The sequence below is a fragment of the Bacillus sp. J33 genome, assembly GCF_000518885.1.
In the GTDB taxonomy this organism is placed as follows: Bacteria; Bacillota; Bacilli; order Bacillales; family Cytobacillaceae; genus Cytobacillus.
On record NZ_JAEL01000075.1, the window covers coordinates 1 to 23127 of the forward strand.

Below are 23127 nucleotides of genomic sequence, written 5' to 3' on the forward strand. Positions count from 1 at the left end.
GTGTCAGCGGGAGACCCCGCAGGTGCGAATGCACCGAGGAGCGTCGGACCGCCCGCGGAAAGCGAGTGCCTCGTGCTGAAATCAACAGGCAAATTTAACAGAGCCTTATAAAAAAGTCAGAAGTTAATTTTCTAGCATATAGGGTAAACATTAAAAAAGCGGAGGCGCACTTAAAGCAATTCGCTGTTTACTTTATTTGAGGCTGGGTGAAGGAATCACATCAAACCGATAGAGTGCCGCAGCTGGAGAGTTAAAAAGTTCAAGGGATTACGTTCTTATTTTTCAGGACAGTAGAAGGAGGCAGATCATTTGATCATGGTTTATGCAAGTTTGGCTGTTATTGTGGCATCATTACTATTCCTCGGCATCTTTGCATATAAAGTTTACAAAGATGCCAAGCCTTCCATTGAAAGGCTGAATGCAGTTAATACTGTCATACAGCTAAAGGCAGATCAAATCAAATCCGGATTGGACGAATTGACTTCAACCCAGAAGGAAATCCAAAAGGATATAGCTTACAAAAAGCAAGCATTTAATGAGACGATTTCCGCTGTAAAAGAAACACTTGAAAAAATAAAAAAATGGCGGAACATTACTATACCGTTCATCCGCCAATTTAAATAAAACACAAGGGGCTTCCCCTCGTGTTTTATTTAGTTGAAAGTGTTTGATATGCTTGTGCATCAGACTTTCCATTGCTTTTTTTAATTTTATCTTTATCATCAGTATCGTTCTTGTAATAGCCATGCCCTTTCGTTTGATTCCTATGGTAAATAGCACTAATTTCTCCGCCAATAACAAGGGCAAGCCCTGTCAAAAAGAACCACAGCATCATGACAATGACTCCGCCTAAACTTCCATATGTAGCGGAATAGTTTCCGAAATTGCTTACATAAAAAGATAGTCCAAGTGAGATTAGCAGCCACATAAATGTTGCAGCCAGTGCACCAGGAATAACCTGTTTAAAAGGATAGTGCTTATTTGGAGCAGCTTTGTATAGAATAGCCAAAACAGACACCATGATGGCAAAGGCAATGACCCACCTTAAAACAGTAATGAGAATCTGAAGGCTGTTGGGGATATGAATAAAATTTCCTGCGAGATTCATAATCACTTTACCGAATACAGGCAGAAGCATTGCAATAATCACTGCTGCAATCAAACCTAATGTCAAACCAATAGAAATGAGCCTGGACCTAATAAATGACCTTGTTTCTTTAACATCAAAAGCATCATTCATAGCTCTTATAAATGCCTGCATTCCATTGGAAGCAGACCATATCGTACCGATAATCCCAAAGGTAAGCAGCCCTCCATTGGGTTTCGTAATAATATTTACTAAATTGTCCTCAATTACACTGTATGAATCTCCCGGCATCACAGTCTGCAAATAGGATAATGCTTTTTGGGGATCCAATGATAGGTATGGAACAATGGAAATCAGAAGAATCAATAAAGGAAAAATAGAGAGCATATAGTAGTACGCTTGTTCAGCTGCAAGCCCGGTTGCCCGATCCTTTTTTAATTCCTTTCCGAGCTTCTTCCCAAATTTTATAACCTTATTCATTGTTAGCTGTCCTCCCTTGCCTAACTATATGTTTGATAATGATCCTTTTCCCCTGAAGAAGCATTTATAATCATTATTTATCTCAAAATATTAACCAATTTTTTTTGATCAATAAAGCAAATTTTATTGATTAATGAGATGAATTTATGTTGATCGAACCTAAAACAATAAAAACGGTATAGAATGCTGCCATTCTGAAAAGAAGTGTAAAATAAATGAAGCTGCTGACTTTTTATCTCTTTGAAAAAAAGGTGCCACCATATTGGGACACCTTTTCCTATTTTTGATATAAATTATTAAACATTCTTTTCATAAAGTAGTCATCTTCACATTTTTCACGTATAAAGGGCACCTTCTTCCCTTTCATAACAATTTTCTCCTGTGCTTCCCATTCATCTGGCCCCTTTTTTAAATGGACCATATGATTCCTATTTTTAAGGTCCTTATAAAAGATGTATGCCTCATCAGGTTTCCCCTGAAAAAAATAAAGTCTCTTTTCTCCTGTTGAAGCTCCGCTCATGTTCTTCTTTAAACTTTCCAAATGAGTATCTTCCCCGCCAGAAAGAACTGTGTATTTCATTAGGTCTATCGGTCTATCATATTCATATACATGCTCTGATCTATAAGCTCGTCATACTTATGGCCAAAACTTGCGAATACATCACTTATAACCTGCTCATTATATACTTTTGTCCTTATTTCCTGTTTCCTGACACATTCAAGATCCTCTTTCTTATTCTCTTTTGCAAAAGCTGCTGCTGATCCATGTAAAATCAGCAATATTGTGAGCAAGATAATAAACCCTTTATGCATTTAATCACCTCGCAGGTATTTTTCCAGGTTAGGAAGAAATTATTCTTACGTGATCCCTCCATGAGAAAAAGAGGAGATGGCTGTTTAACTAAATTAATCCATAAATGTTATAATAATTTTTATAATCAATAGTTAAAATATTTAAATCGGATTTTAAAAATTTTATAATGGCCTAGATTGGAACAAGCTATCATAAAATGGAATTGTCTATAAACCAGTGACTTTAGCTAAATAACTTAAATGGGGGTTATTTATGAATGTTGTATTAGAATCTGCAGTTGAGCAAAATGTACATAAGGGATTAACGAAAGCCAAGCTTGCCAAAAGGATCTTTTTTATCATCTTGGGAGCCATTCTAATGGGGGTCGGCATCGAGGAATTTTTGGTCCCCAACAAGATACTGGATGGCGGGATTGTCGGCATCTCCATAATCCTCTCACATTTGACTGGCTGGAAACTAGGCTGGTTCATCTTCGTTTTGAATATTCCATTCTTTTATATTGGCTACAAGCAAATAGGAAAAACCTTTGCACTATCTACTTTATTGGGCATTGCCGTATTATCCGCAACCACTCTTCTTTTACATGATTTTCCAGTTTTTACTGAGGACTTGCTGCTGGCCACAGTATTCGGCGGAATCGTCCTTGGGATAGGGGTCGGTATGGTCATTCGATATGGGGGTTCATTGGACGGAACAGAAATCCTTGCCATTCTTGTAAACAAAAAGCTCCCCTTCTCTGTTGGAGAGATCATCATGTTCTTCAATATCTTTATTTTCGGTACAGCAGGTTTTGTTTTCGGCTGGAATCGCGCCATGTATTCCATCCTTGCTTATTTTATTGCATTTAAAACGATTGATATTGTCATACGAGGCCTTGATGAGTCTAAATCTGCCTGGATCATCAGTGAAAGGCACAAGGTAATCGGCGAAGCCATTCTTGCCCGGCTTGGAAGGGGAGTAACTTATCTAAATGGCGAAGGTGCATATACAGGAGATGATAAAAAAGTAATATTTTGCGTCATTACCAGACTAGAGGAAGCAAAACTGAAAGCCATTGTCGAAGAAATCGACCCTAATGCGTTTCTGGCAGTTGCTGATATTGCAGAGGTACGAGGCGGAAGATTTAAAAAGAAAGCCATCCACTGAGATGGTTTTTTGCATATTTGTTTGCCGCAAATCCATTCTTTACAAGCAAAAATCCTCACGCAAGTGAAATAATCAAGACAAAAACACTGTTCCCCAGCTAAATCAAAATAACAATAAGAATATGAAGATAAAAAAACAATGATGGTTACAAAGTGATTAGTGTCCTGGATGATATGGAAGTTTGAGTATTCCGAATTTTTTATTCCGCAAAAAACACCCAAATTCGGGTGTTTTTACTAAATGATTAGCAGCAATCACTTTCATTGCCCAACAGTACAAGGCCTTCTCTTTGCTTATCATGCTCAAGAGTCATGTTTTCTGTGTTGGATTTGATTTCCGGGTCAAAAGCAACCTGGATCCCATTAATTGTTTCTATAATATCATCTGCTTCCGGCTCATCCAGAGCCAGACCAATCTGCGGGCCTCCTCAGCCAAAGCCTGCAAAGTATACTCTAATGCCGCTCGCATTTTTCTCCCGCAGCACTTGCTTCAACAGGTCGCGAGCTTCGTCTGTAATTTTCAAGACGCTCATCCTTCCTTTATAAGTTCATTCATTCGCGATAGCCGATTTGACCATGGATTTATAGTACCCTACCAGGTACCTTTTTACAATATACATTTCCATTGGTCTTTTCTGTTTTTGTCAAAAGGATCGCTAAAAATAAGGTACTGAACATGCTGCAACTGTCAGCCATAGACAGATCCCTATTGGGGGCAGAAACAGGTATAGCCAAGCTGCTCCTGCTTCTACCTGCAGCTTATCCCTTAGTAAAATAACATTATTTTCGCTCTCGTGTAAATCTATCTGTTTTCTTCTGGAGAACTGGCTATGCCAGACTCAGACAGGGATAATTTATGATTTACATCAAATTTTTTCGATTGGCTCTGTTAAACTCGCCTGTTGATTTCCGCTCCAAGAGCTCAAGCTGTCAGCGAGCGGTCCGATGCTCCTCGGCACAATCGTGCCTGTGTGGTCTCCCTTTAACACACTCCTCCCGCAGGACTTTGAATAAGCTTCCTTGAATGAACACCTCGTCGTAAGAAAATGCGAATACATTTTCGCGGGATTAGCAGCTTCCGCTCCAATCAACAGGGTGCTAAAAATCAACAATCAGCATTAACACAGCCTCTCCATTAATAAATTTGCAACTTCCCGAAAATGGAAGTATAATTCATTTTATCAAAGGAATTTGATTTAAGGAGGATTCCCAATGGAAGATATGATTCCTTTAAAAGATACTTCATTGGACGAAACGTTTTCTAAGTATGAAGGAAAATTTAAAGCTCTTGCTGATGAGAAGCGGCTCCATATATTGAACCTGCTATGCAAGCAGGAATCTATCTGTGTATGCGATTTAAGCGAGCTAATTGAAATGACTCAGTCCAAGCTGAGCTATCATTTGAAAATCCTTCTTGATGCAGGATTAATACTAAAAGAAACAAAAGGAACCTGGAGCTATTACCGGATCAATCAAGAAGAAATTAATCATCTGCTATCTCCTGAGTTATGCTGTTTATTTAGACCTAGCAGCAGGTGAACCTCTTAAAAGGCGACTGGTATAGAAAAAACTGTTCCTGCACTTGAACAGTTTTTTCTGGTTTAATCAATGCAATAAATTAAGTTTGTATAAATTGGTATTTCGTCAGCTCATTCATCTTTGTTAGAATTGAGCTGCTGTATACTTTTTTCTCTTGCTCCATGTTTTTATCTCCGCCTTCTATAAGATCTCCTACATCTCTTGTAGCTTATATAATTTACCCCAAACTTTGGAGGGATAAAAATATAGATGACTTTTTTTCAAAGAAAAACGAACCACAACAGTTGTGATTCGCTTAAGATTATTATAAATACTTCCTATGAATACTCTTTCCATCAAATGTGAAGAGCATACTTTTGCCTTCCACGACCGTTTCCATATGGACACTGCGCCCCCATAGCTGGTGAATGTATGGGAGGACCTTTTCAAGGTATTTAAGATCGAGTTCAACACCCTCAAACCAGTGCTTTAAATAAAGTTCCCCATTTTTCATATAATCGCCGTCATTGACCGTCAAATACGGAAAGCCTCCGTTTACACGCATGCTGACAAGCTGATCACGGACGTGTTCCCATTGCTTATCCACAACTTTATAATCCTTTCCCTGCTTTTGAAATAGATACATATCTTCTCTCATTACAAGGTCCTTTGTTAGATAATTCCTCAAGAAGGAAATATCCGATTCTATTTCCCTGACTTCAAACATTTTCTCGCGCCCTGAGCCCGGCTCCACCCCGCGCTGTTTCATTTCTTCAGTAGGATTATTGTATCTTTCCTCAATATCCTCGAAAATTTTCAGCCCCAGGTAATATGGATTGATTCCGGTTCTTGACGGCTGAACAACCCCTGCATTCAGCTTGGCGAATTCCAATGCCTCTGCAGATGTTAAATCCATTTCCCTTAAAATCCGCTGATGCCAATACGATGCCCAGCCTTCGTTCATGATTTTCGTTTCAAGCTGCGGCCAAAAATAGAGCATTTCTTCCCGCATCATAGTTAAGATGTCGCGCTGCCAATCAGCAAGCTCCCTGCTGTAGCTTTCTATGAATAAAAGCAGGTCCTTTTCAGGCTTCGGCGGGAATTTCTTTTTCTTCTTCTTCGGTTCAGGCTTTTTATTTCGTTCATCAAGCTTCCATAAATCATCATAAGGGCTAGAAGCTGCAGAGACTCCGCTGCTTTCATACTCATCTTCCATACTCCAGGCCAGCTTTGGCCTCATTAGCGAAGGATCGATATGCTCTTCAATGGCCAGCACCGCATCCAGGAAAGTTTCAACCTCTTTCTTTCCAAATTCAATTTCATATTGCCTGATTCTCTCTGCAGTCGCTGCCATGCTTTCTACCATATCGCGCTTAGTATTCTGGAAACGGACGTTATTTTTAAAGAAATCGCAATGTGCTAAAACGTGAGCGACAATTAATTTGTTTTGGATAAGAGAATTGGAATCAAGCAAAAATGCGTAACACGGATTTGAATTGATTACAAGCTCATATATTTTTGATAACCCGAGATCATAATGAAGCTTCATTTTATGAAATTGCTTTCCAAAACTCCAATGTGAAAATCTTGTAGGCATTCCATATGCGCCAAACGTATAGATAATTTCTGCAGGACAAATTTCATACCTCATTGGGTAATAATCCAATCCAAAACCATTAGCAATCTCCGTAATTTCCTGAATGGCATATTCCAGTGATTTATTATCCTCTTCTCGCATTGCCACTCCCCCTTTTAGTCCTTATCATAATCTATGAACGAAAATGCGGAATGATGAGTAGACTCTTGGCAAGTACGAAAGTTTGCTTGATGGTGATGTCTAACTAAAAAGAAAAGCGGATCTGCTATCTTCCGCTTTTCACAATTTACTGCTTAATCATCATATTCGACTGATAATACTTTTCCGGTTGAGGCTTCTATATTTACATCGGCCTCACCTTTGTTTGTATTCAGTTCAATTTCATAAATCACTTTTCCGTCGTCTTCCTCTCTTTCAATTTCTTTAACTGTTCCGTTTACTTCCTTTTCTGCTGTTTCAATGGCCTTTTGTTCAGATATGATCTTGTCCTTAATGATTCCTTTATCATTGCCATCCCAATCTTTTTCGAATGAAAGAACTTTTCCGGTTATTGCCTCTACATGAATATCATACTTCAAATCCCCGGCCTCAATATCAATATCATAATATTTCTGGCCATTGTCTCTTTCCATCTCGATACTTTCAACTTGTCCGTCCGCTTTGGACAGTGCAATTTTCTTAGCCTCTTCTAAAGAAATCAATTCCTCCTGCTTCTTGCTGCTATTTATCCTGTCATCAATGCTGTCAGCTCCTGCAGCAGCTGCGCCTCCTAATAAAATCGCACCCGAAAGAGATAGTACTAATAACTTCTTATTCATCATTATTCCTCCTTTGTGTTTCTTCTGTACATAACCAATATAATCACAGAAGATTAAAGGAAAAGGAAAGAAAGATTAGAAATTGATGAGAAAGCTTCACAGCAATAATTAGTCATCCCAAGTTACAGACATAACTCCTCCTGTAATTGCATTGATTTGAACAACCGCTTCTCTGTTATCAGCCGTCTCAATTTCCACGAAATAATAAGAGGTGTTATCCGCGGCTTCGAAGTCAATGTCGTCTACCTTTCCAGGTAACTCCTTCAGCGCATGCTGAACAGCCTGATCTTCTGTCAGCAATTTTGATGCAGGCTTCACTTCTTCAATTTCCCGTGACAGGATTTTCCCGCTCACAGCATCGATAGTAACTTTTACTTTCTGGCCCTCTTCTTGCAATAAAGCCAAAAAGGCTGCCTTTTCGTTGCTTTTTATCTTTTTTAAAGAAATCAGCTTTCCTGTTTCATTAGCTTCGATTATCCCTTTTACATTTTCCTCATTTAACATTTTTTCTTCTGGCTTTGGAGTAGTCTTTTTTGATTTCTCAAATGAGAGGATTTCTCCCTTGCTTGCATCCATCTCTATTTTGTAAACCCCATTGGTCCTCTCAAGCTCAATCCAATAAGCGCCGCTTACTTTTTTTATATCCAGCACCTTGCCCTTATACCGTTCCTCAATTAAGGCTTTTGTCTCTTTTTCTGTTAAAAGGTCTGAAGCTGGATTTGCAGCCAGATAATTAACTGCAAATAGAATGGCAGCAAGAAGCAGGACGCCAACCGCCAAATATATAGGCTTAAAGTTCATTTTCTTACACCTCTCCACTTTTCATTAGCTTTATTATCCGATAGGAAAATGAGAAAAGGCTGAGTTTTAAGTAACTTTAATAAATATGGTTACGGCAGTTCCTTTCCCTTCAGTACTTTCGAGTTTTATTACTACTCCAAGTGCTTCTGCAATTTCTTTGGCAAGCGATAGACCAAGCCCCGCCCCGCCTGTTTTTCTGCTTCTTGCCTTATCTACACGGTAAAACCGATCAAATACTTTTGGCAATTCGTCCATAGGAATGCCTATGCCGCGATCCCTTATTCTTATATATGCTTCATTTTCCTTTATTCCAGCTGAGACAGTGATAACATTATCACTATACTTCCGGGCATTATCCAAGAAAATAAATAATAATTGCTTCAACATATTTTCATCCGTTTGGACGTATGCGGGACCTTCAATATTTGATTCTATATCAATTATTCTTTTAAAGGCCTCTCCGTAAGTTCTGATTACTTGCGTTAAAAAAGTGTTAAGTTCCATTGATTTAATATTAAGTTCCATTTGTTCGTCATGTCCCGCAAGCAAAAGCAGCTGCTCAGTCATTTGCCTCATTCTAACCGACTCTGAATGAATGGCATCAATCGATTCCAAAAATAATTCTGGTTTTTCCAGGCCCCGTCTTTTGAGCAGGCTTGAATAGCTTTCTATAACTGTTAATGGAGTTTTCAGCTCATGAGATGCATTCGAAACAAACTGTTTTTGTTTTTCAAAATTGGATTCAAGCAGGTCAATCATATGGTTAAAAGTTTCACCCATTTGATAAAGCTCATCTTTGGATTTCCCTTCCAATGCTAGCCGCTTAAATTGTCCGCTTTCTTGTATTTCCCTCATTGTATTCGTCATTGAGGCAACTGGATTTGTAATAATTTTGCTGAGGATGGCACTTGAAGCCAGGACCGGTATCATAGCTAGAAGTGTTGCAGACACGAGTATAATCCGAAGGGTCTGTAATATTCCAGCTGCTGTCTCCAAACTTCTGGTTAGCTGGAGGCTGCCAACTTCTCCATCCGGGAGAACAATCGGTGCGGATGCAAAAATATATTGGCTTTTGCTCTGTTCAAAGGTATCCGTAACTTCCCTGTTGAAAAATTCTGCTTGCATCCGGCTAAGCTCTTTTTCATCAGAAGAAGTAACGGCTGAGATAACTTTTTGATCCGGCGAAACGATTCTAACCATTCCATTTACAGGCACAAAGGCTCTCAGCAAGTCATCTTCCGGCACAGAACCGATTGATTCCTGGGCAATTGCCGTAATTTTATTTATTTCTTCCGTAATAGAGATTTGTTCATTTTCTATAATCATTTTGCTAAAAAAAACATATACGGAAATATTCATTAACATTAGAAGAAATGCGAAGAGGGCAGATGTGTATAAATTAATTTTTTTCCGAAGCTTCATTTGGTCTCCTTTAAAACATATCCAACACCGCGAATAGTATGGATAAGAGGCTGCATATCAGGCGTATCGATTTTTTTCCGAAGGTATCTAATATATACATCCACAACGTTCGTGTCACCTAAAAAGCCATAGCCCCATACGGAATCTAAAATCTGCTCCCTGTTCAAAACCTGCCTTTTATTGTTTAGCAGATATACCAGCAGATCAAATTCTCTGGGAGTAAGTTCAATTTGTTTATTTCCCCGTATTACTTCTCTTGTTTTCTCGTTAAGCCTTAAATTGGCAATCGTAAGGAATACGCTGCCATCTTCCTTGTCAACAGCAGACTGGTACCTTAAGGCTGCTCGGATTCGGGCAAGGAGCTCTTCAATTTGAAAAGGTTTTGTTATATAATCGTTTGCTCCTAAATCTAATCCGGATACCTTATCCTCTACTGAACTTTTAGCAGTCAGCAGCAGAACCGGTGTTTGTTTATCATTGGTCCTAATTCTGCGGAGAATTTCAATTCCGCTTAGCCCTGGCATCATAATATCAAGAATAATGAGGTCCCAGCTGCCATTTCTGTATAAATCCAGCGCTTGCAGTCCATCCAATGCCTTTGTCACGCTGTAGCCCTCAAATTCAAGTTCAATTTCTAAAAGCCTTGCTATTTTTTCTTCATCTTCCGCAATAAGAATTGAATGCTTCATGCTTTCACTTCCCCATATGATATCTATATCCAAAAGATTATCAAAATTTTCATATGAAATCATTCATTAAGTTAAGGGAACATTCAAAGGCTCTGTTAAATTTACTGTTGAATTCCGCTGCAGGCACTCAAGCTTTCGGCGGGCGTCCGATGCTCGCAACTGAGGGGTCTCCCAATGACAAGCTTCTCCCGCAGGACTTTGAATAAGCTTCCCCGAGTTAACACGCTCAAAGGGCATGGAATGCATTTCCGAGATCACGCACTTCCACTCCAATCAACAGGGTACTAAAATCAACAATATGCTATAACACGCTAAATCGAAAAAAAGCCCCCTAAGGAGCTTATTGTAATTTTCTTTCCGCTGTTAAGCTGACTAGCTTATTATCCTTTAAACTATGAGTTACTTTTACCAGCACAGTTACAGGACTTCCATTTTCTTTTACTGTAAAAGTAAAGGTGTCTCTAACATCTGTTTCAGAAATTTTCTGCCTTCCTCCATACTGGTATTCCACTACTTCTTCTCCTGGGTAATCTTCCTTAACGACAGAAATTGCGATTCGCCCATATTTTTCATAATCAGGCTTTTGAACTGCTCCTGCCAGGGAACCACCGCCAGTTAATAAACAAATGAGCATAAAAATTGATAAGAACTTTTTCATATTATCCTCCATTGCATTTGTCATTAATTATAGTTTTGTCCGCGACTTCATTTTTATGTATGAATTTATTCCTTAGAGGATCCGCATCATTATACAGGTAAAAGATGAAAATCCTTATAAATCAACAAGTCCAAGATTTACTTTGAAAAAAATATCTTCTTCATCACAAACTAAAATCAACTCCTGAAAGAGGAGGCAAGGACAAATGAATAAAGTGGATTATGATCGGGCGCTATACTACACTCACCGGTCAGAATGGGATAACCTGCTGATCCTTATGGTCAGAACAGAAGACCATTTCTTATCAAAGAAAATTGAACATTTTCTCCACGCTTACAACTTTGAAAAAGACTACTCTGTCATTGAAAAACATTTATATTCTTTACTAAGATACATCGACCATGCAAACGAATTATCGGAACCGCAGCTGCCAGATAATTCTTTTTACGAATTAACATAAAATAAATGAATTCCACCAATATTAAAACACGGATCGAATCGATCCGTGTTTTCTCTAAATTACTTTATTTCTTGTTTTATTTGTGTATATGCTTTCATATAAAGGTGTAATTCCTGTATTAACTCATCAACTAACTTGGATGGCTCTTCAAAAAGCCCATCATTTTGATAATCAAAACAATGCGGATCCAGGATAAGCTGCTTAGGGATGACATTTGCGTATACGCCCCGCCCGGCAATCCTCATATTATTAAGGGCATTTATTCCCCCTTTTCCCCCGCCTGCGACAACAAGTAAACCGACTGGCTTATGGGCAAATTGTTCGCTTCCCAGAAAATCAAGCGCATTCTTTAATGCACCGCTCATCGCGCTGTGATATTCAGGGGAAGCTAAGATAATTCCGTCCGAATCTGCAATCTGCTGGCGCAGTTTTTTTACTGCAGGCAGATGGTATTGTTCTTCAGTTCCATTATATAAGGGAATTTCCCCGAGGCTTAGATCAATAAGTTCTGCACCGTATTTTCTTGCTACAAATCTTGATGCTATTCCCGTTCTGCCCTTTTCTCTTGGGCTTCCATTTATAATTGTAAGTTTCATGTTAAACTCTCCTTTTATTTCCTGACTACTATTAGTATATAAAGACATAGAGTTTTTAACATCGTCAGTAAGGATGAGTTTTTTCAAGCTTTATTTAGGACTAATTCAGTAATCACTTTGTAAGACTTTAGGTTTAGAAGCTCCTTTTATTTTGCTGCAAGCCCGTTTTTAACAGCGAATAAAGCAGCTTGTGTTCTGTCTGCAAGCTCCAATTTGGACAAAAGATTGGAAACATGGGTTTTGACAGTCTTTTCAGTAATATAAAGGGATGAAGCAATTTCTTTATTGCTTTTCCCTTTAGCAATTTCCCGCAAAACCTCCAGTTCTCTTTTTGTCAGTTCATCCAGCGGTTTTCTTTGTGTACTGTTTTTATTGGTTAAATGGGAAAGCAAATGTGAAGTCGCTTTTGGATGCAGCTGGTTCTCCCCTTTCATAAGCTGGATAATCGCCTGTACGAGAACATCAGGCTCTACATCTTTAAGCTGATATCCCGAAGCGCCTGCTTCAATAGCAGGGATCACATGGTCCTGATCAGAAAAGCTTGTCAGTATCATAATTTTTACATTAGGATGCTTTTCTTTTATCTTGCGCGTGGCTTCAATCCCATTCATTTCGGGCATATCCAAATCCATTAAAACCACATCAGGCTGTTTGCTTTCTATCCATTCCACAGCTTCACGCCCATTCTTTGCCTCACCAATTATTTCAATCTCTGGCTGTGTTTTAAGGAAAAACACAAGCCCTCTCCTGACCACATGATGATCGTCTGCTATTAATACCCGGATGGCCATCTATTTCCCTCCTTTTTTGAATGGAATTATAATTTCAATTTTTGTTCCTTTATTTAATTCTGTGTTGAGCATAAAAATACCATTTAAGGCTTCCGTACGGCTTTTCATGCTTTTGAGACCGAGAGAGGGAATATCATTATTTTCGCTATAATGAAAGCCCCTGCCGTAATCTGAAATCACCATTATGACCTTTTCTTCTTCAACTGTCAGCGTTAAATCTGCTCTAGATTGCCCTGAATGTTTCTTGCAATTGGCTAAAGCTTCCTGGCCAACTCTCCAAAGTGTTTCTTCTACTTTACCAGGGAGCGAAATAACACCAATTACTTTTGAATCTAGGTTGAGGCCAAGCATCTGGCTATAACTCTGAAGGGCACAGATTAATCCGTTTTCAAGCCCTCTCGGCTTTAGCTGCCAAATTAACGCCCTCATCTCGCTTAAAGCTTCCTGGGCAAGATCCTGCATATACGAGAACGTGTCTTTAATTTCAGGGTTATCAGCCATCTCAGCTCCTCCTCTTGCTGTTAAGCTTAAGGAAAATAAAAGCTGGTTGACGGAATCATGCAAATCTCTTGCCAGCCTGTTCCTTTCAGCGGCAAGGGCAGTTTCCTGTTCAAGCAGTGTAAGCTTAATTCTTTTAATAGCTGTCCCGATTTGAAAAGCCACAGACTCAAGTAAAGCCAGCTCCTCAGGTGTAAAATGTGTTTTATCAGGAGAGCCAATATTTAGGATTCCAAACTTTTCATCCCCAGCTCTAAGCGGAACTGAAGCATGATGGGTTAACCCATTTGTATCCTTTCTTTGCTCGGTTATCGCATCTTCTATCCTTTTGCATTCAATGATATTGGAAGCTTTGTTTAACCTCCCGTCATTATACCTATCTATGCACCAGCAATCGCCCTTGCACATTGGCTTAAAGCCATCTCCAGAAAGTGCCGGGGGCAATTTTTCCTCTGCAGCCAGCCGAAATTCTCCATGCTGATCAATCAGGAATACCCAGCCAGTTTCAAGGCCGGTAATATGAAGCAATTTTTGCAGGACCTCTTTCAGGAGAGCATCAATTTCAGTCCCTTCATTTAAGAGCTCTGCAATTTCTTTTAAAATTCTGATTTCAGACTGCCTTTTTTCCCCTAACACCCTTATACTTGCCTCCCTTGGATAAGATGTATATGTTCCTATATTATATAACTTTTTTTCCTTACTTTCCCTGGCAATTCGAAGGATACAGTCTACGACTAAAGTTGTAAGATCTTAATTAAAACACCGAAGAGAAAGCCTCTTCGGTGCCCTATTTAAGCAATATTATTCATTTCTTTACGTTTATTAATTACTCTGCAACGGATGAAGTGCTCATTCTTTCCTCTACGATTTCCATAAAAGCTTTTTCGACTGATTCAAGCTTTTTCTTGCTGTTTTCCAACGAAGTGGTGCTAATGCCAAAATAAAATTTTATCTTTGGCTCTGTGCCTGATGGCCTTAAACAAATCCAAGTCCCATCTTCAAAGAAATATTTAATCACATTTGATTTTGGCAAATCAATATTCCTTTCGCCGCCGCCAGCTTCCGATCTGATTCCTGTTAAATAATCCTCAACAGCCTGGACTTTCATGCCTTCAAGCTCTGTAAGCGGTTGAGCTCGGAAGGAAGCAAGGGTCTGCTGGATTTTTTCTGCACCTTCAATCCCTTTCAGAGTCAGCGAGCGCAATCCTTCAAGGAAATATCCATACTCTTCAAATAGATTAAGAAGCGCATCATATAGAGACATTCCTTTCTTTTTATAAAAAGCAGCCATTTCAGTCGCAAGCAGTGCAGCCTGGACTGCATCCTTATCTCTGGCAAAATCACCAATTAGATAGCCATAGCTTTCTTCATATCCAAACAGGAATTTGTATTCTCCTGATTCTTCATACTCTTTCATTTTCTCTGCAATAAATTTAAAGCCAGTCAGCACATCAATGGTTTCTACTCCAAAAGAAGAAGCAACCTTGCGTCCAAATTCGGAGGTAACAATGGTTTTTAGCATGATGCCGTTGGCAGGCAGAGTGTTTTTTTCTTTTTTCTGTGACAGAAGATAGTGCAGAAGTAAGGCACCTGTCTGGTTTCCTGTCAAAAGAATATACTCCCCATCCTTGTTTTTAGCAGCAATGCCAAGGCGGTCGGCATCCGGATCTGTTGCGATTAATAAATCTGCATCCGTTTGTTTGCCATCTCTCATGGCAAGCTCAAATGCCGATTTTTCTTCAGGATTCGGACTTTTCACTGTTGAAAACTCAGGATCTGGAAGTTCCTGTTCTTTTACTACATGTACATGTTGATAGCCCAATGCTGATAAGCCCTCTCTAACAGGCTTGTTAGCCGTCCCATGAAGAGGAGTGAAAACAACACTTAAATCAATTTCATCGGCAATCGAAGGGTTTTGGGATATTGTAAGAAGCTTTTCCTGATAAGCCCGGTCAACTGTTTTGCCAATCATCGTGATCAGCCCTTTTTCCTTCAATATTCCCTCATCCATCACTTCAATAAGCAGTTCATTTTCGACTTCATTCACTTTGCTGATTACAACATCAGCTTCTGCAGGTGGAAGCTGTGCCCCGTCAGATCCATATACTTTGTATCCGTTATATTCAGGGGGATTATGGCTTGCTGTAATCACAATGCCTGCGTACGCATGCAAATATCGGACTGCAAATGATAATTCAGGGGTTGGGCGAAGTTCCTCAAATACATATGTCTGAATGCCTCTTGACGCAAGAGTTTTCGCCGCCTCCATGGCAAACTCAGGAGACATGTGGCGGGAATCATACGCAATCGCGACTCCCCTGTTTTTTGCTTCCAGTCCTTTTTCTTCTATGTATGCGGCAAGTCCCGCAGATGCTTTCCGGACTGTATATAAATTCATGCGGTTCGTACCCGGCCCTATTTCACCGCGCATTCCGCCTGTTCCGAATTCCAGCCCTTTATAAAATGCCTCTTCCAGGAGCTTTTCATCTCCCTGCAGGCTCTTCAGTTCTTCTAATAATTCACGATCTAAATTTTCATGGTTTATCCATCGTTCTGCCGCTGTTTTCCAATCCATCATTTGACCTCCCATTTATGCCTTCTACTACCCTTTTCGATTAAAAAATGAAATTTCCTCTCAAAATCATCCGTGTTATTTTGACAATTTTCACGCGTTACAGTATGTGCGTAATCCTCCCAGGGCAGCTTTCAAAAGATAAGAAAAGCAGCTAAAGCCCATGCTTTTGCCGCTTCTCTTCTATGTTACTTCTTATATTTGATGCTGTAAATATCGTGGCGGCGGTCTTTTAATTGACGTACGGTCCCATCTTGCCTCTGGCGCCTTAATATCTCAAGATCAACATCCCCAATCAGCACCATTTCAATATTTGGATTGGTTTCACCTACTATGCCATCCCTTGCAAATTCAAAATCTGATGGAGCAAATATACCCGACTGCGCATACTGGATATCCATGTTTTCAGTCTGCGGAAGGTTTCCGACCGTTCCCGAAATAACAGTATAAATTTGGTTTTCTACAGCACGGGCCTGAGCACAATATCGCACGCGCAAATAGCCTTGGCGGTCCTCTGTACAAAATGGGGTAAAGATAATTTTTGCCCCCTTATCTGTCGCGATTCTCGCCAGCTCAGGAAATTCAATATCATAGCATATTTGAATCGCAACTTTTCCGCAATCAGTGTCAAATACCTTTACCTCATCACCACGGCTGATCCCCCACCATTTGCGCTCATTTGGGGTTATATGGAGCTTGTACTGCTTTTCAATTGTTCCATCACGGCGGAACAGATAAGCAATATTATAGATTTCATCATCGTCTTCCTTAACAAAATGCGAGCCGCCGATAATATTGATATTATATCTTACTGCCAAATCAGTAAATAACTCGATATATTGCTCTGTGTATTCAGTCAGCTTGCGTACGGCAAGGCTTGGTGAGCGTTCATCCAAAAAGGACATTAGCTGGGTTGTAAATATTTCCGGAAAAACAGCAAAATCCGATCCGGCGTCTGAAGCGACATCGGTAAAATACTCTACCTGATGTGCGAATTCATCAAAGGAATTAATCTGTCTCATCAAGTACTGGACGACACAAATTCGGACAGGATAGCTCGTTTTGTAAAAGCGCTTCGTCATCGGGCGGTAGTCCACATTATTCCATTCCATAAGCGTAGCATACTTATTTGACTGAATATCATCAGGTAAATAATTTGGATTGATCCTCATTAAAGTAAATCCATTCAAGAGCTGAAAAGATAAAACAGGATCATAAATTTTATGGAGGGATACTTCATTTACATATTCTCTTGGACTCATTTCATTTGCATACTTATGATAATTAGGGATACGGCCTCCTATAATGATGCTTTTTAAATTTAGCGCCCTTACAAGTTCCTTCCTCTCTTCGTAAAGCCGATGGCCAATTTTCATTCTTCTGTAATCGGGATGGACCATTACTTCTATTCCATATAAGTTATAGCCTTCCGGGTTATGATTAGTTATGTATCCTTTATCTGTCACATCATCCCAGGAATGGCGGTCGTCATATTCATCAAAGTTTATTATCAGGCTTGAACAGGAACCAATGATTTCCCCGTCATATTCGGCAACAAACTGCCCCTCAGGAAAAATCTCAAGATGGCTTTCCAGATGCTCTCGTTTCCATGGATCCATGCCAGGAAAACATACTTCCTGAAGGGATATGATGTGATCTATATCTGTATGCCGGGTATTCCGGATAATCATTTTCTTTTCAAATTTCTTTAGATCCAGCTTTGTCAATGGTGACGCACTCCTTTTGGCTTATAATAATTATCCTGGACGCTGATCCCAAGGTTCAACTTCTCCAGCGATATATAGTTCCTTTCCCTTTTTTATTGCATTCATAACTCCTTCTGAAATTTCTTGGTCAGTAAGCCATCTGGATCGCCCTTTTTCCCTCTTAAAACCGAGAATAACACGATTCCATTTGAGGTTATTGATTTTTGATGATGTGAATCTTTCTCTTGAAGCATGGCTGCCTTTTACCTCATATAGCTGTACTGGGTTGTCCGATCTTCCAAGGTACGATTTCAGCCATTCAAAGCTTTTCTCTGCATCACTCCGCATCCAGCAAATACAAAGGCCAACATTGCCTCCTTGCCTGATAGCTTCTTGAATTTGGCTTGCAAATGAATCGCAGCAGTAATAATCCGCTTGAATAAAGGCAATTCTACTTTCAGATTTATTCCGGGAGCCAAAAGCATCAATAAATTTTTCAATCGTTCTTCCTGAAACACTTACTTTATATCCTTCCCTGGTTAGCCATTCAGCCACATATTTCAGCATCCCGGTCCCGCCGATGATTAAAGCATGCTTTTCCATATATTCACCTCTTATCTTACGTCATTTCCAATATATATATTTCTATAAAGACACTGAATACCTTTTTAAATTTTTTCTTTTGTTAACTGTAAACAAACCATTATATAAAGCACACATTGGATATTTTTAAAATGCTATATACATGTTCATTTACAATGAATGGCCAATAGCTTTATAATTTTTAGAGTACATATACATAAGGAGATTATTATGGAGAATAAACAAAAAGACCCTCGGGAGAATTTGCTGTTTACTGCTTGGGCAGCATCGATACTCGCAATGTTTGGCAGTCTATATTTTTCGGAAATCAGGCAATTCGAACCCTGTGAACTTTGCTGGTATCAAAGAATCATCATGTATCCTTTTGCTGTTATACTGGGAATGGCAGTTATTAAGAAAGATTATCGCATCACCCTTTATACGATGGTTCTTTCCGCAGTGGGAGCAGGCATTTCCATCTACCATTATTCCATTCAAAAAATATCCTTTATGGCAGATCATGCTGCAGCATGCGGAAGAGTCCCATGTACGGGCCAATACATAAATTGGCTAGGATTTATTACGATTCCCTTTCTGGCTCTGACAGCTTTTATTATCATTTTTATTTGCAGCTATCTTGTATGGAAAAGCACAAAAGAGGAGGCATAACATGAAAAAAGTCATTATATTTCTTGCTATAATCATTGCATTATTCGCTGCTGTAGGTTTTCTAACAAAAATGCAAAATGAACAAAAAGTTTCAGGAGATAATCCATATGGAAAGGAAACCCTGCATCCGGAAACAGCCGCACAGCTTGAAGACCCGAATTATCAAAATGTTATTCTTCCGGAGGTACTTGAGGACAAATTGAAAAACAAGGAAGATTTAACAGTTTATTTTTACAGCCCTACTTGCCCGCATTGCCAGAGAACAACGCCTATAGTGGCTCCTCTTGCGGAAGATATGAATATCGACCTTGTCCAATTCAATCTTCTTGAATTTGAGGATGGCTGGGACGATTACAGAATTACCGAAACTCCGACTATCGTACAATACAAAAACGGTAAAGAGGTAAACAGGATAACAGGCTATCAGGAAAAAGCCGTATTTGAAGAATGGTTTAATGAAAATACAAAATAAAAGCGGGGCCCCCTTCGGAACAGGCCAAAAGCCGCTTGTTCCTGCGAAGTTTATTCATGGAGCTTTCCTTAATTGCGCAGCTTCTTACCAGTCCATCAGGTAAGCCGTCACAGATTTGGTGCGGGAAGCGCGCGGAGAGCCGATAGAGGTGCTGTGATGGAATACTTTTTGTTTTTAATAAGAAAACGCCTGCAGCTGCAGGCGTTTTCTTATGCCAATATTTCATTTGCGGCTTTGGTATAGACGCTGAATACATCATTTCTCGGCACTCTTTCACCGCAAAATTGGCAGTAGTCAAATGGGAAGAATAGACCGAATTCTTCAAGGATTTGCACATTTTTGACGAAAATGGCTTCATATTTTTCATCCTGCTGCGGAGATTCCAAAATAGCCATCAGTGTTTGCAAACCGGCAATAACTTGATAAGCCTCCTTTAATGTACCAAAGTATTCAAAGTGTCTTGTGGAAGTATGTAAAATCTTCTGCTGCTCAAATTCTCTTATGTCATCATCTGTGAAATAAAGAGGAAACACATTTGAATAAAATTTTTGAGTTAGCTCCATTATTTTTTGTTCCTGATCAGGAGTTGATGCAAATACAACCTTCACTGATAACCCACCTTTGTAATCCTTGTAATCAGTTCGTAATATATACTTAAGAATATCATATTCTGTAAGCCCTTCAGGGTGGTAATTATACCCATGCATAAGGTATTTGTTGACAATTTTTCCTCCTGCGGAAATAGTTGGCATACACACATTCCTTAATAAATGGTTCTAAAGTTCTATATTAACTCCATTTATAGCAAAAAGGAAGTTGTTCTTGATTATTGCTATAATATTTTTCTGGGTCCTTTTCCTTTTATCAGGTCGTTTAAAGGGCTAAGATATTATTGTAATTCATTTATATGAGAAAAAAGCATGATTATTCAATCAGGTAAGGAGTAATTTATGGTAAAAATACAAAGGTTTGGCGAATGGTGTGAAATGATTGTTCCACCTCATTGGGAAGGATATACCGTGGACTTCATCTTTCGAACAATTTGGGAAGCACCAAAGAAACAAATACATACTATAAGAGTTAACAAGCAGGTCTTAATAAACAATGAGCCGGCAAATTGGGCAAAACCTTTGCATTCTGGCGATAAGCTTAGATTTCATTTTTTTCAGGAAGCTGAATTTGGAGTGATTCCTTCGTATTCTGAGATTGAAGTTTTGTTTGAAGATGACCATTTACTTGTACTAAATAAGCCGGCTGGTATGGACACTCACCCTAACTCACCTGGGCAAAGCAATACCCTTGCCAATGCTGCTGCCTTTCATCTTCAGATGCAGGGAGAAAATCGGAGCATAAAACATATTCATCGTTTGGACAGGGACACTACCGGAGCTATTTTATTTGCAAAGCACCCAATGGCAGGTTCTATACTTGACAAAAAACTAGAAGAAAGAGCGATAAAACGAACATATATAGCTTTAGTACACGGAACGCCCACAAAAGCAAAAGGAACCATCCGGGAGCCGATTGGGCGTGACAGGCACCACCCTACTCGCAGAAGAGTTTCCCCTAAAGGCCAGCCGGCCGTAACGCACTTTGAATTAATCAAGACCTATAAGCGTGAAAACCTCTCCCTTATAAAGTGCCGGCTCGATACTGGACGAACACATCAGATCCGCGTCCATCTAAGCCACATGGGCCATCCGCTGGCTGGTGATCTATTGTATGGAGGGAAACCCATTTTTTCACGGCAAGCGCTGCATGCGGTCAAACTGGAAATTCCCCATCCTTTTTCAGAGGAATTCATAGTCTGCCATGCGCCCTTTCTTGATCATCCAGAGATTTTTAAAGGGATTGACGCTTATGAGTTTTGAGAAGGAAATGGAATATTTTTCAAGAGATAAATTCAGTTATTTGGGCCTTTGTATGGGTTTTGAAGGACTGTTTGCAGGCAATTAATTGATGATATGCCCTTCATGAGGGAGGTGAGGGACTTTTTACAGATATGTGATGGATGAACTGTCCTTCATTAAAGGGCTGAAGGACTTTTTCCTGGTAATCGGTTTGTGAAATGGACTTTATAAAGATAATTCAAGGACTAACTCCTATATCAGTTGTTATTGGAGTTAGTCCTTTTAAGATTCCTTTGAAGTTTCCACAAGTCTTACTATAAATCCATATTCAAAAAAAGAAGCCCATATGGACTTCTCTTTTCGAATATGATTAATCATGGGTTTTACGCATAGCTCTCATGATAAAGCCTACGATGAATACAAGCACGATAGCACCAATTAAAGCTGGAATAATAGCAAAGTCCGCTACCACAGGACCCCAATCACCAAGAATTAATGAGCCTAACCATGCGCCGATGAAACCTGCGATGATGTTGCCGATAACTCCGCCTGGAATATCCCGTCCTACAATCATACCTGCTAACCAGCCTATGATACCACCTATAATTAATGCCCATAAAAAGCTAAACATTTAAAATCACTCCTTATTTGTTTTTGTTAGTTTCTGCTCAGATTAAGAATTTCATTCACTAGCTGCGCAGCTGTTGGTGATCTTATCTGCTTGTATAATTAAATTACCCAGGATTCATTACCTAAAACCATTTTTTTAAATCTATTCCTGTAGAGTAATTAAAAATAAAGGCTCGTTTCTCATAAATTGTTGTTTTACTTATTATTTTTACCCGGAGATCAACCTTTGTTAGTTCTGAAAAACAACAACCTTTACGAATACAGCGAAAATAAAAAAGCACCCGTCAGGATGCTTCACTTAAAAATCAAAATTGTCCGGGTCAGCCCCATATCGTTCATTTTTATTTAGTGAGTTTATTTGTTTCATCTCTTCATTATTTAATTCAAAATCAAAAATATCTGCGTTTTCTCTCAGTCTTTCTTCATGAACTGATTTTGGTATAATGATTACTCCGTTTTGGAGATGCCACCTTAGGATAACTTGTGCCGCTGATTTCCCGTGCCTGTCTGCAATTTTATTTATCGAAGAATCTTCAAGTATCCTGCCTCTTGCAATCGGCGACCAGGCTTCTACTTTAATATTATGCTCATTGCAAAAAGACCTTAATTCCTCCTGAGACATCCGCGGATGAAGCTCAACCTGATTCACCACTGGTTTTTCAGCCGAGTTCTCCATAATATCCTTTAAGTGATGAATTTGAAAATTGCTTACACCAATCGCTTTTACTTTTCCATATTTATACAATTCTTCAAGAGCTCTCCAGGTATCACTCCAAATCCAGCTTATTTAAGCTCTTCTCAAATGCAGCAAGTGTCTGTTCATACCCCTGCTCAGTATTCCATACCTTTGTGGTAATAAATAATTCTTCCCTCGGCACGCCGCTTTCTCTTATTGCTCTCCCTACACCCTCTTCATTTTCATAAAAAGCTGCAGTATCAATAAGCCTGTATCCTAAATTTATTGCGTTCTTTACCGTATCTTCTACCTGCCTGCCCTCTTCCACTTTATACACACCAAGGCCAAATTGGGGCATCTCAACCCCATTGTGCAAGGCTACAGTACTATAGATATCCTTTCTCAAACCGGATCAACTCCTACATGCTTTTTACTTTATTTTAGCATTTGCCTAAACAGAAGACCTAATAGTTAGCCTTCTAAAAATTGGCTTTGCAACAACATATCTGTTAATGCCCCCTTTTTAAGGAACATTACAGCGGGCGTATGTTTAAACATCTCCAAAAATGCAAAAGCGATTGCCTGAGGGAAGCAAT

At 39.4% G+C, this 23127-nt stretch carries 24 protein-coding genes and 1 pseudogene; 7 read left to right on the forward strand and 18 right to left on the reverse strand.

The features are described 5' to 3' along the window. The first annotated feature begins 315 nt into the window (after positions 1-315). On the forward strand, positions 316-624 hold the full coding sequence (locus tag L634_RS0119540) for a DUF948 domain-containing protein (protein WP_232233798.1): 309 nt from the start codon (positions 316-318) through the stop codon (positions 622-624). 25 nt (positions 625-649) lie between these two features. Here L634_RS0119540 and L634_RS0119545 read toward each other — a convergent pair whose 3' ends face one another. The 3 genes from L634_RS0119545 to L634_RS0119555 all read right to left on the reverse strand — a co-directional run bounded on the left by L634_RS0119545 (position 650) and on the right by L634_RS0119555 (position 2380). Then, positions 650-1567 (reverse strand): YihY/virulence factor BrkB family protein, encoded by a 918-nt coding sequence (locus L634_RS0119545; RefSeq protein WP_026583898.1) that lies wholly within the window; start codon positions 1565-1567, stop codon positions 650-652. A 277-nt stretch (positions 1568-1844) separates the two neighbouring features. After that, positions 1845-2108, reverse strand: a complete 264-nt coding sequence (locus tag L634_RS0119550) for a hypothetical protein (protein ID WP_026583899.1) — start codon at positions 2106-2108, stop codon at positions 1845-1847. 44 nt (positions 2109-2152) lie between these two features. Next, the gene (locus L634_RS0119555) at positions 2153-2380 is read right to left on the reverse strand and encodes a hypothetical protein (RefSeq protein ID WP_026583900.1); all 228 of its coding nucleotides are present in this window, start codon (positions 2378-2380) and stop codon (positions 2153-2155) included. Between the two features lie 253 nt (positions 2381-2633). Here L634_RS0119555 and L634_RS0119560 point away from each other — a divergent pair, with 253 nt between their 5' ends. Beyond that, positions 2634-3527 carry a YitT family protein gene (locus L634_RS0119560; protein ID WP_026583901.1) on the forward strand — a complete coding sequence of 298 codons (894 nt, stop codon included), beginning with the start codon at positions 2634-2636 and terminating at the stop codon, positions 3525-3527. Positions 3528-4738: 1211 nt separating this feature from the next. Next, positions 4739-5065, forward strand: coding sequence for an ArsR/SmtB family transcription factor (locus L634_RS0119575; protein ID WP_026583902.1), 327 nt, complete (start codon positions 4739-4741; stop codon positions 5063-5065). A gap of 304 nt (positions 5066-5369) precedes the next feature. Here the strand turns inward: L634_RS0119575 and L634_RS0119580 are convergent, their stop codons facing one another. From L634_RS0119580 to L634_RS0119605, 6 genes are all read right to left on the reverse strand, one after another. After that, positions 5370-6782, reverse strand: coding sequence for a SpoVR family protein (locus tag L634_RS0119580; protein WP_026583903.1), 1413 nt, complete (start codon positions 6780-6782; stop codon positions 5370-5372). Positions 6783-6934: 152 nt separating this feature from the next. Continuing rightward, on the reverse strand, positions 6935-7459 hold the full coding sequence (locus tag L634_RS0119585) for a PepSY domain-containing protein (RefSeq protein ID WP_026583904.1): 525 nt from the start codon (positions 7457-7459) through the stop codon (positions 6935-6937). A gap of 108 nt (positions 7460-7567) precedes the next feature. Next, positions 7568-8260, reverse strand: a complete 693-nt coding sequence (locus L634_RS0119590) for a PepSY domain-containing protein (protein WP_026583905.1) — start codon at positions 8258-8260, stop codon at positions 7568-7570. A 66-nt stretch (positions 8261-8326) separates the two neighbouring features. Continuing rightward, complete coding sequence (locus tag L634_RS0119595; RefSeq protein WP_026583906.1) at positions 8327-9682, reverse strand: HAMP domain-containing sensor histidine kinase; 1356 nt, start codon at positions 9680-9682, stop codon at positions 8327-8329. Then, positions 9679-10371, reverse strand: coding sequence for a response regulator transcription factor (locus L634_RS0119600; protein ID WP_026583907.1), 693 nt, complete (start codon positions 10369-10371; stop codon positions 9679-9681). Before L634_RS0119600 ends, L634_RS0119595 begins: the two co-directional genes overlap by 4 nt. A gap of 340 nt (positions 10372-10711) precedes the next feature. Beyond that, positions 10712-11029, reverse strand: coding sequence for a DUF3889 domain-containing protein (locus tag L634_RS0119605; RefSeq protein WP_026583908.1), 318 nt, complete (start codon positions 11027-11029; stop codon positions 10712-10714). Between the two features lie 205 nt (positions 11030-11234). Here L634_RS0119605 and L634_RS0119610 point away from each other — a divergent pair, with 205 nt between their 5' ends. After that, entirely contained in the window at positions 11235-11489 is a 255-nt protein-coding gene (locus tag L634_RS0119610; RefSeq protein WP_026583909.1) for a YhdB family protein, read from the forward strand. Between the two features lie 59 nt (positions 11490-11548). Here the strand turns inward: L634_RS0119610 and L634_RS0119615 are convergent, their stop codons facing one another. The 6 genes from L634_RS0119615 to L634_RS0119640 form a co-directional block, all read right to left on the reverse strand. After that, positions 11549-12085, reverse strand: coding sequence for an NADPH-dependent FMN reductase (locus L634_RS0119615; RefSeq protein ID WP_026583910.1), 537 nt, complete (start codon positions 12083-12085; stop codon positions 11549-11551). Positions 12086-12231: 146 nt separating this feature from the next. Continuing rightward, positions 12232-12876 (reverse strand): response regulator, encoded by a 645-nt coding sequence (locus L634_RS0119620; protein WP_026583911.1) that lies wholly within the window; start codon positions 12874-12876, stop codon positions 12232-12234. Next, the gene (locus L634_RS0119625) at positions 12877-14010 is read right to left on the reverse strand and encodes a GAF domain-containing sensor histidine kinase (protein ID WP_026583912.1); all 1134 of its coding nucleotides are present in this window, start codon (positions 14008-14010) and stop codon (positions 12877-12879) included. A 190-nt stretch (positions 14011-14200) separates the two neighbouring features. Next, entirely contained in the window at positions 14201-15949 is a 1749-nt protein-coding gene (locus tag L634_RS0119630) for a phospho-sugar mutase (protein ID WP_026583913.1), read from the reverse strand. Positions 15950-16134: 185 nt separating this feature from the next. Further along, on the reverse strand, positions 16135-17637 hold the full coding sequence (locus L634_RS0119635) for a bifunctional GNAT family N-acetyltransferase/carbon-nitrogen hydrolase family protein (protein ID WP_051428374.1): 1503 nt from the start codon (positions 17635-17637) through the stop codon (positions 16135-16137). 66 nt (positions 17638-17703) lie between these two features. Further along, positions 17704-18255: a hypothetical protein gene (locus L634_RS0119640; protein WP_026583915.1), complete on the reverse strand. Its 552-nt coding sequence runs from the start codon at positions 18253-18255 to the stop codon at positions 17704-17706. A 210-nt stretch (positions 18256-18465) separates the two neighbouring features. Here L634_RS0119640 and L634_RS0119645 point away from each other — a divergent pair, with 210 nt between their 5' ends. Next, positions 18466-18903 (forward strand): disulfide oxidoreductase, encoded by a 438-nt coding sequence (locus tag L634_RS0119645; protein WP_026583916.1) that lies wholly within the window; start codon positions 18466-18468, stop codon positions 18901-18903. Position 18904: 1 nt separating this feature from the next. Then, positions 18905-19375 carry a thioredoxin family protein gene (locus tag L634_RS0119650; RefSeq protein WP_026583917.1) on the forward strand — a complete coding sequence of 157 codons (471 nt, stop codon included), beginning with the start codon at positions 18905-18907 and terminating at the stop codon, positions 19373-19375. Between the two features lie 209 nt (positions 19376-19584). Here the strand turns inward: L634_RS0119650 and L634_RS0119660 are convergent, their stop codons facing one another. Next, positions 19585-20127 (reverse strand): YhcU family protein, encoded by a 543-nt coding sequence (locus tag L634_RS0119660; RefSeq protein ID WP_232233797.1) that lies wholly within the window; start codon positions 20125-20127, stop codon positions 19585-19587. A 198-nt stretch (positions 20128-20325) separates the two neighbouring features. Between L634_RS0119660 and L634_RS0119665 the strand changes: the two genes are divergently transcribed. After that, positions 20326-21246 (forward strand): RluA family pseudouridine synthase, encoded by a 921-nt coding sequence (locus tag L634_RS0119665; RefSeq protein ID WP_026583919.1) that lies wholly within the window; start codon positions 20326-20328, stop codon positions 21244-21246. A 349-nt stretch (positions 21247-21595) separates the two neighbouring features. Here L634_RS0119665 and L634_RS0119675 read toward each other — a convergent pair whose 3' ends face one another. Both L634_RS0119675 and L634_RS31415 read right to left on the reverse strand, forming a co-directional pair. Next, complete coding sequence (locus tag L634_RS0119675) at positions 21596-21856, reverse strand: GlsB/YeaQ/YmgE family stress response membrane protein (protein ID WP_026583920.1); 261 nt, start codon at positions 21854-21856, stop codon at positions 21596-21598. Between the two features lie 297 nt (positions 21857-22153). After that, positions 22154-22937: pseudogene (locus L634_RS31415) on the reverse strand (aldo/keto reductase). Positions 22938-23127: the final 190 nt, after the last annotated feature.

Coding starts and splice junctions, on each gene's coding strand:
- L634_RS0119605 (WP_026583908.1), bottom strand. CDS start 11,029: ATGAAAAAGTTCTTATCAATTTTTATGCTCATTTGTTTATTAACTGGC.
- L634_RS0119640 (WP_026583915.1), bottom strand. CDS start 18,255: ATGGAAAAGCATGCTTTAATCATCGGCGGGACCGGGATGCTGAAATAT.
- L634_RS0119660 (WP_232233797.1), bottom strand. CDS start 20,127: ATGCCAACTATTTCCGCAGGAGGAAAAATTGTCAACAAATACCTTATG.
- L634_RS0119575 (WP_026583902.1), top strand. CDS start 4,739: ATGGAAGATATGATTCCTTTAAAAGATACTTCATTGGACGAAACGTTT.
- L634_RS0119540 (WP_232233798.1), top strand. CDS start 316: ATGGTTTATGCAAGTTTGGCTGTTATTGTGGCATCATTACTATTCCTC.
- L634_RS0119545 (WP_026583898.1), bottom strand. CDS start 1,567: ATGAATAAGGTTATAAAATTTGGGAAGAAGCTCGGAAAGGAATTAAAA.
- L634_RS0119600 (WP_026583907.1), bottom strand. CDS start 10,371: ATGAAGCATTCAATTCTTATTGCGGAAGATGAAGAAAAAATAGCAAGG.
- L634_RS0119665 (WP_026583919.1), top strand. CDS start 20,326: ATGGTAAAAATACAAAGGTTTGGCGAATGGTGTGAAATGATTGTTCCA.
- L634_RS0119615 (WP_026583910.1), bottom strand. CDS start 12,085: ATGAAACTTACAATTATAAATGGAAGCCCAAGAGAAAAGGGCAGAACG.
- L634_RS0119630 (WP_026583913.1), bottom strand. CDS start 15,949: ATGGATTGGAAAACAGCGGCAGAACGATGGATAAACCATGAAAATTTA.
- L634_RS0119620 (WP_026583911.1), bottom strand. CDS start 12,876: ATGGCCATCCGGGTATTAATAGCAGACGATCATCATGTGGTCAGGAGA.
- L634_RS0119555 (WP_026583900.1), bottom strand. CDS start 2,380: ATGCATAAAGGGTTTATTATCTTGCTCACAATATTGCTGATTTTACAT.
- L634_RS0119610 (WP_026583909.1), top strand. CDS start 11,235: ATGAATAAAGTGGATTATGATCGGGCGCTATACTACACTCACCGGTCA.
- L634_RS0119645 (WP_026583916.1), top strand. CDS start 18,466: ATGGAGAATAAACAAAAAGACCCTCGGGAGAATTTGCTGTTTACTGCT.
- L634_RS0119675 (WP_026583920.1), bottom strand. CDS start 21,856: ATGTTTAGCTTTTTATGGGCATTAATTATAGGTGGTATCATAGGCTGG.
- L634_RS0119635 (WP_051428374.1), bottom strand. CDS start 17,637: ATGATTATCCGGAATACCCGGCATACAGATATAGATCACATCATATCC.
- L634_RS0119590 (WP_026583905.1), bottom strand. CDS start 8,260: ATGAACTTTAAGCCTATATATTTGGCGGTTGGCGTCCTGCTTCTTGCT.
- L634_RS0119580 (WP_026583903.1), bottom strand. CDS start 6,782: ATGCGAGAAGAGGATAATAAATCACTGGAATATGCCATTCAGGAAATT.
- L634_RS0119595 (WP_026583906.1), bottom strand. CDS start 9,682: ATGAAGCTTCGGAAAAAAATTAATTTATACACATCTGCCCTCTTCGCA.
- L634_RS0119585 (WP_026583904.1), bottom strand. CDS start 7,459: ATGAATAAGAAGTTATTAGTACTATCTCTTTCGGGTGCGATTTTATTA.
- L634_RS0119560 (WP_026583901.1), top strand. CDS start 2,634: ATGAATGTTGTATTAGAATCTGCAGTTGAGCAAAATGTACATAAGGGA.
- L634_RS0119650 (WP_026583917.1), top strand. CDS start 18,905: ATGAAAAAAGTCATTATATTTCTTGCTATAATCATTGCATTATTCGCT.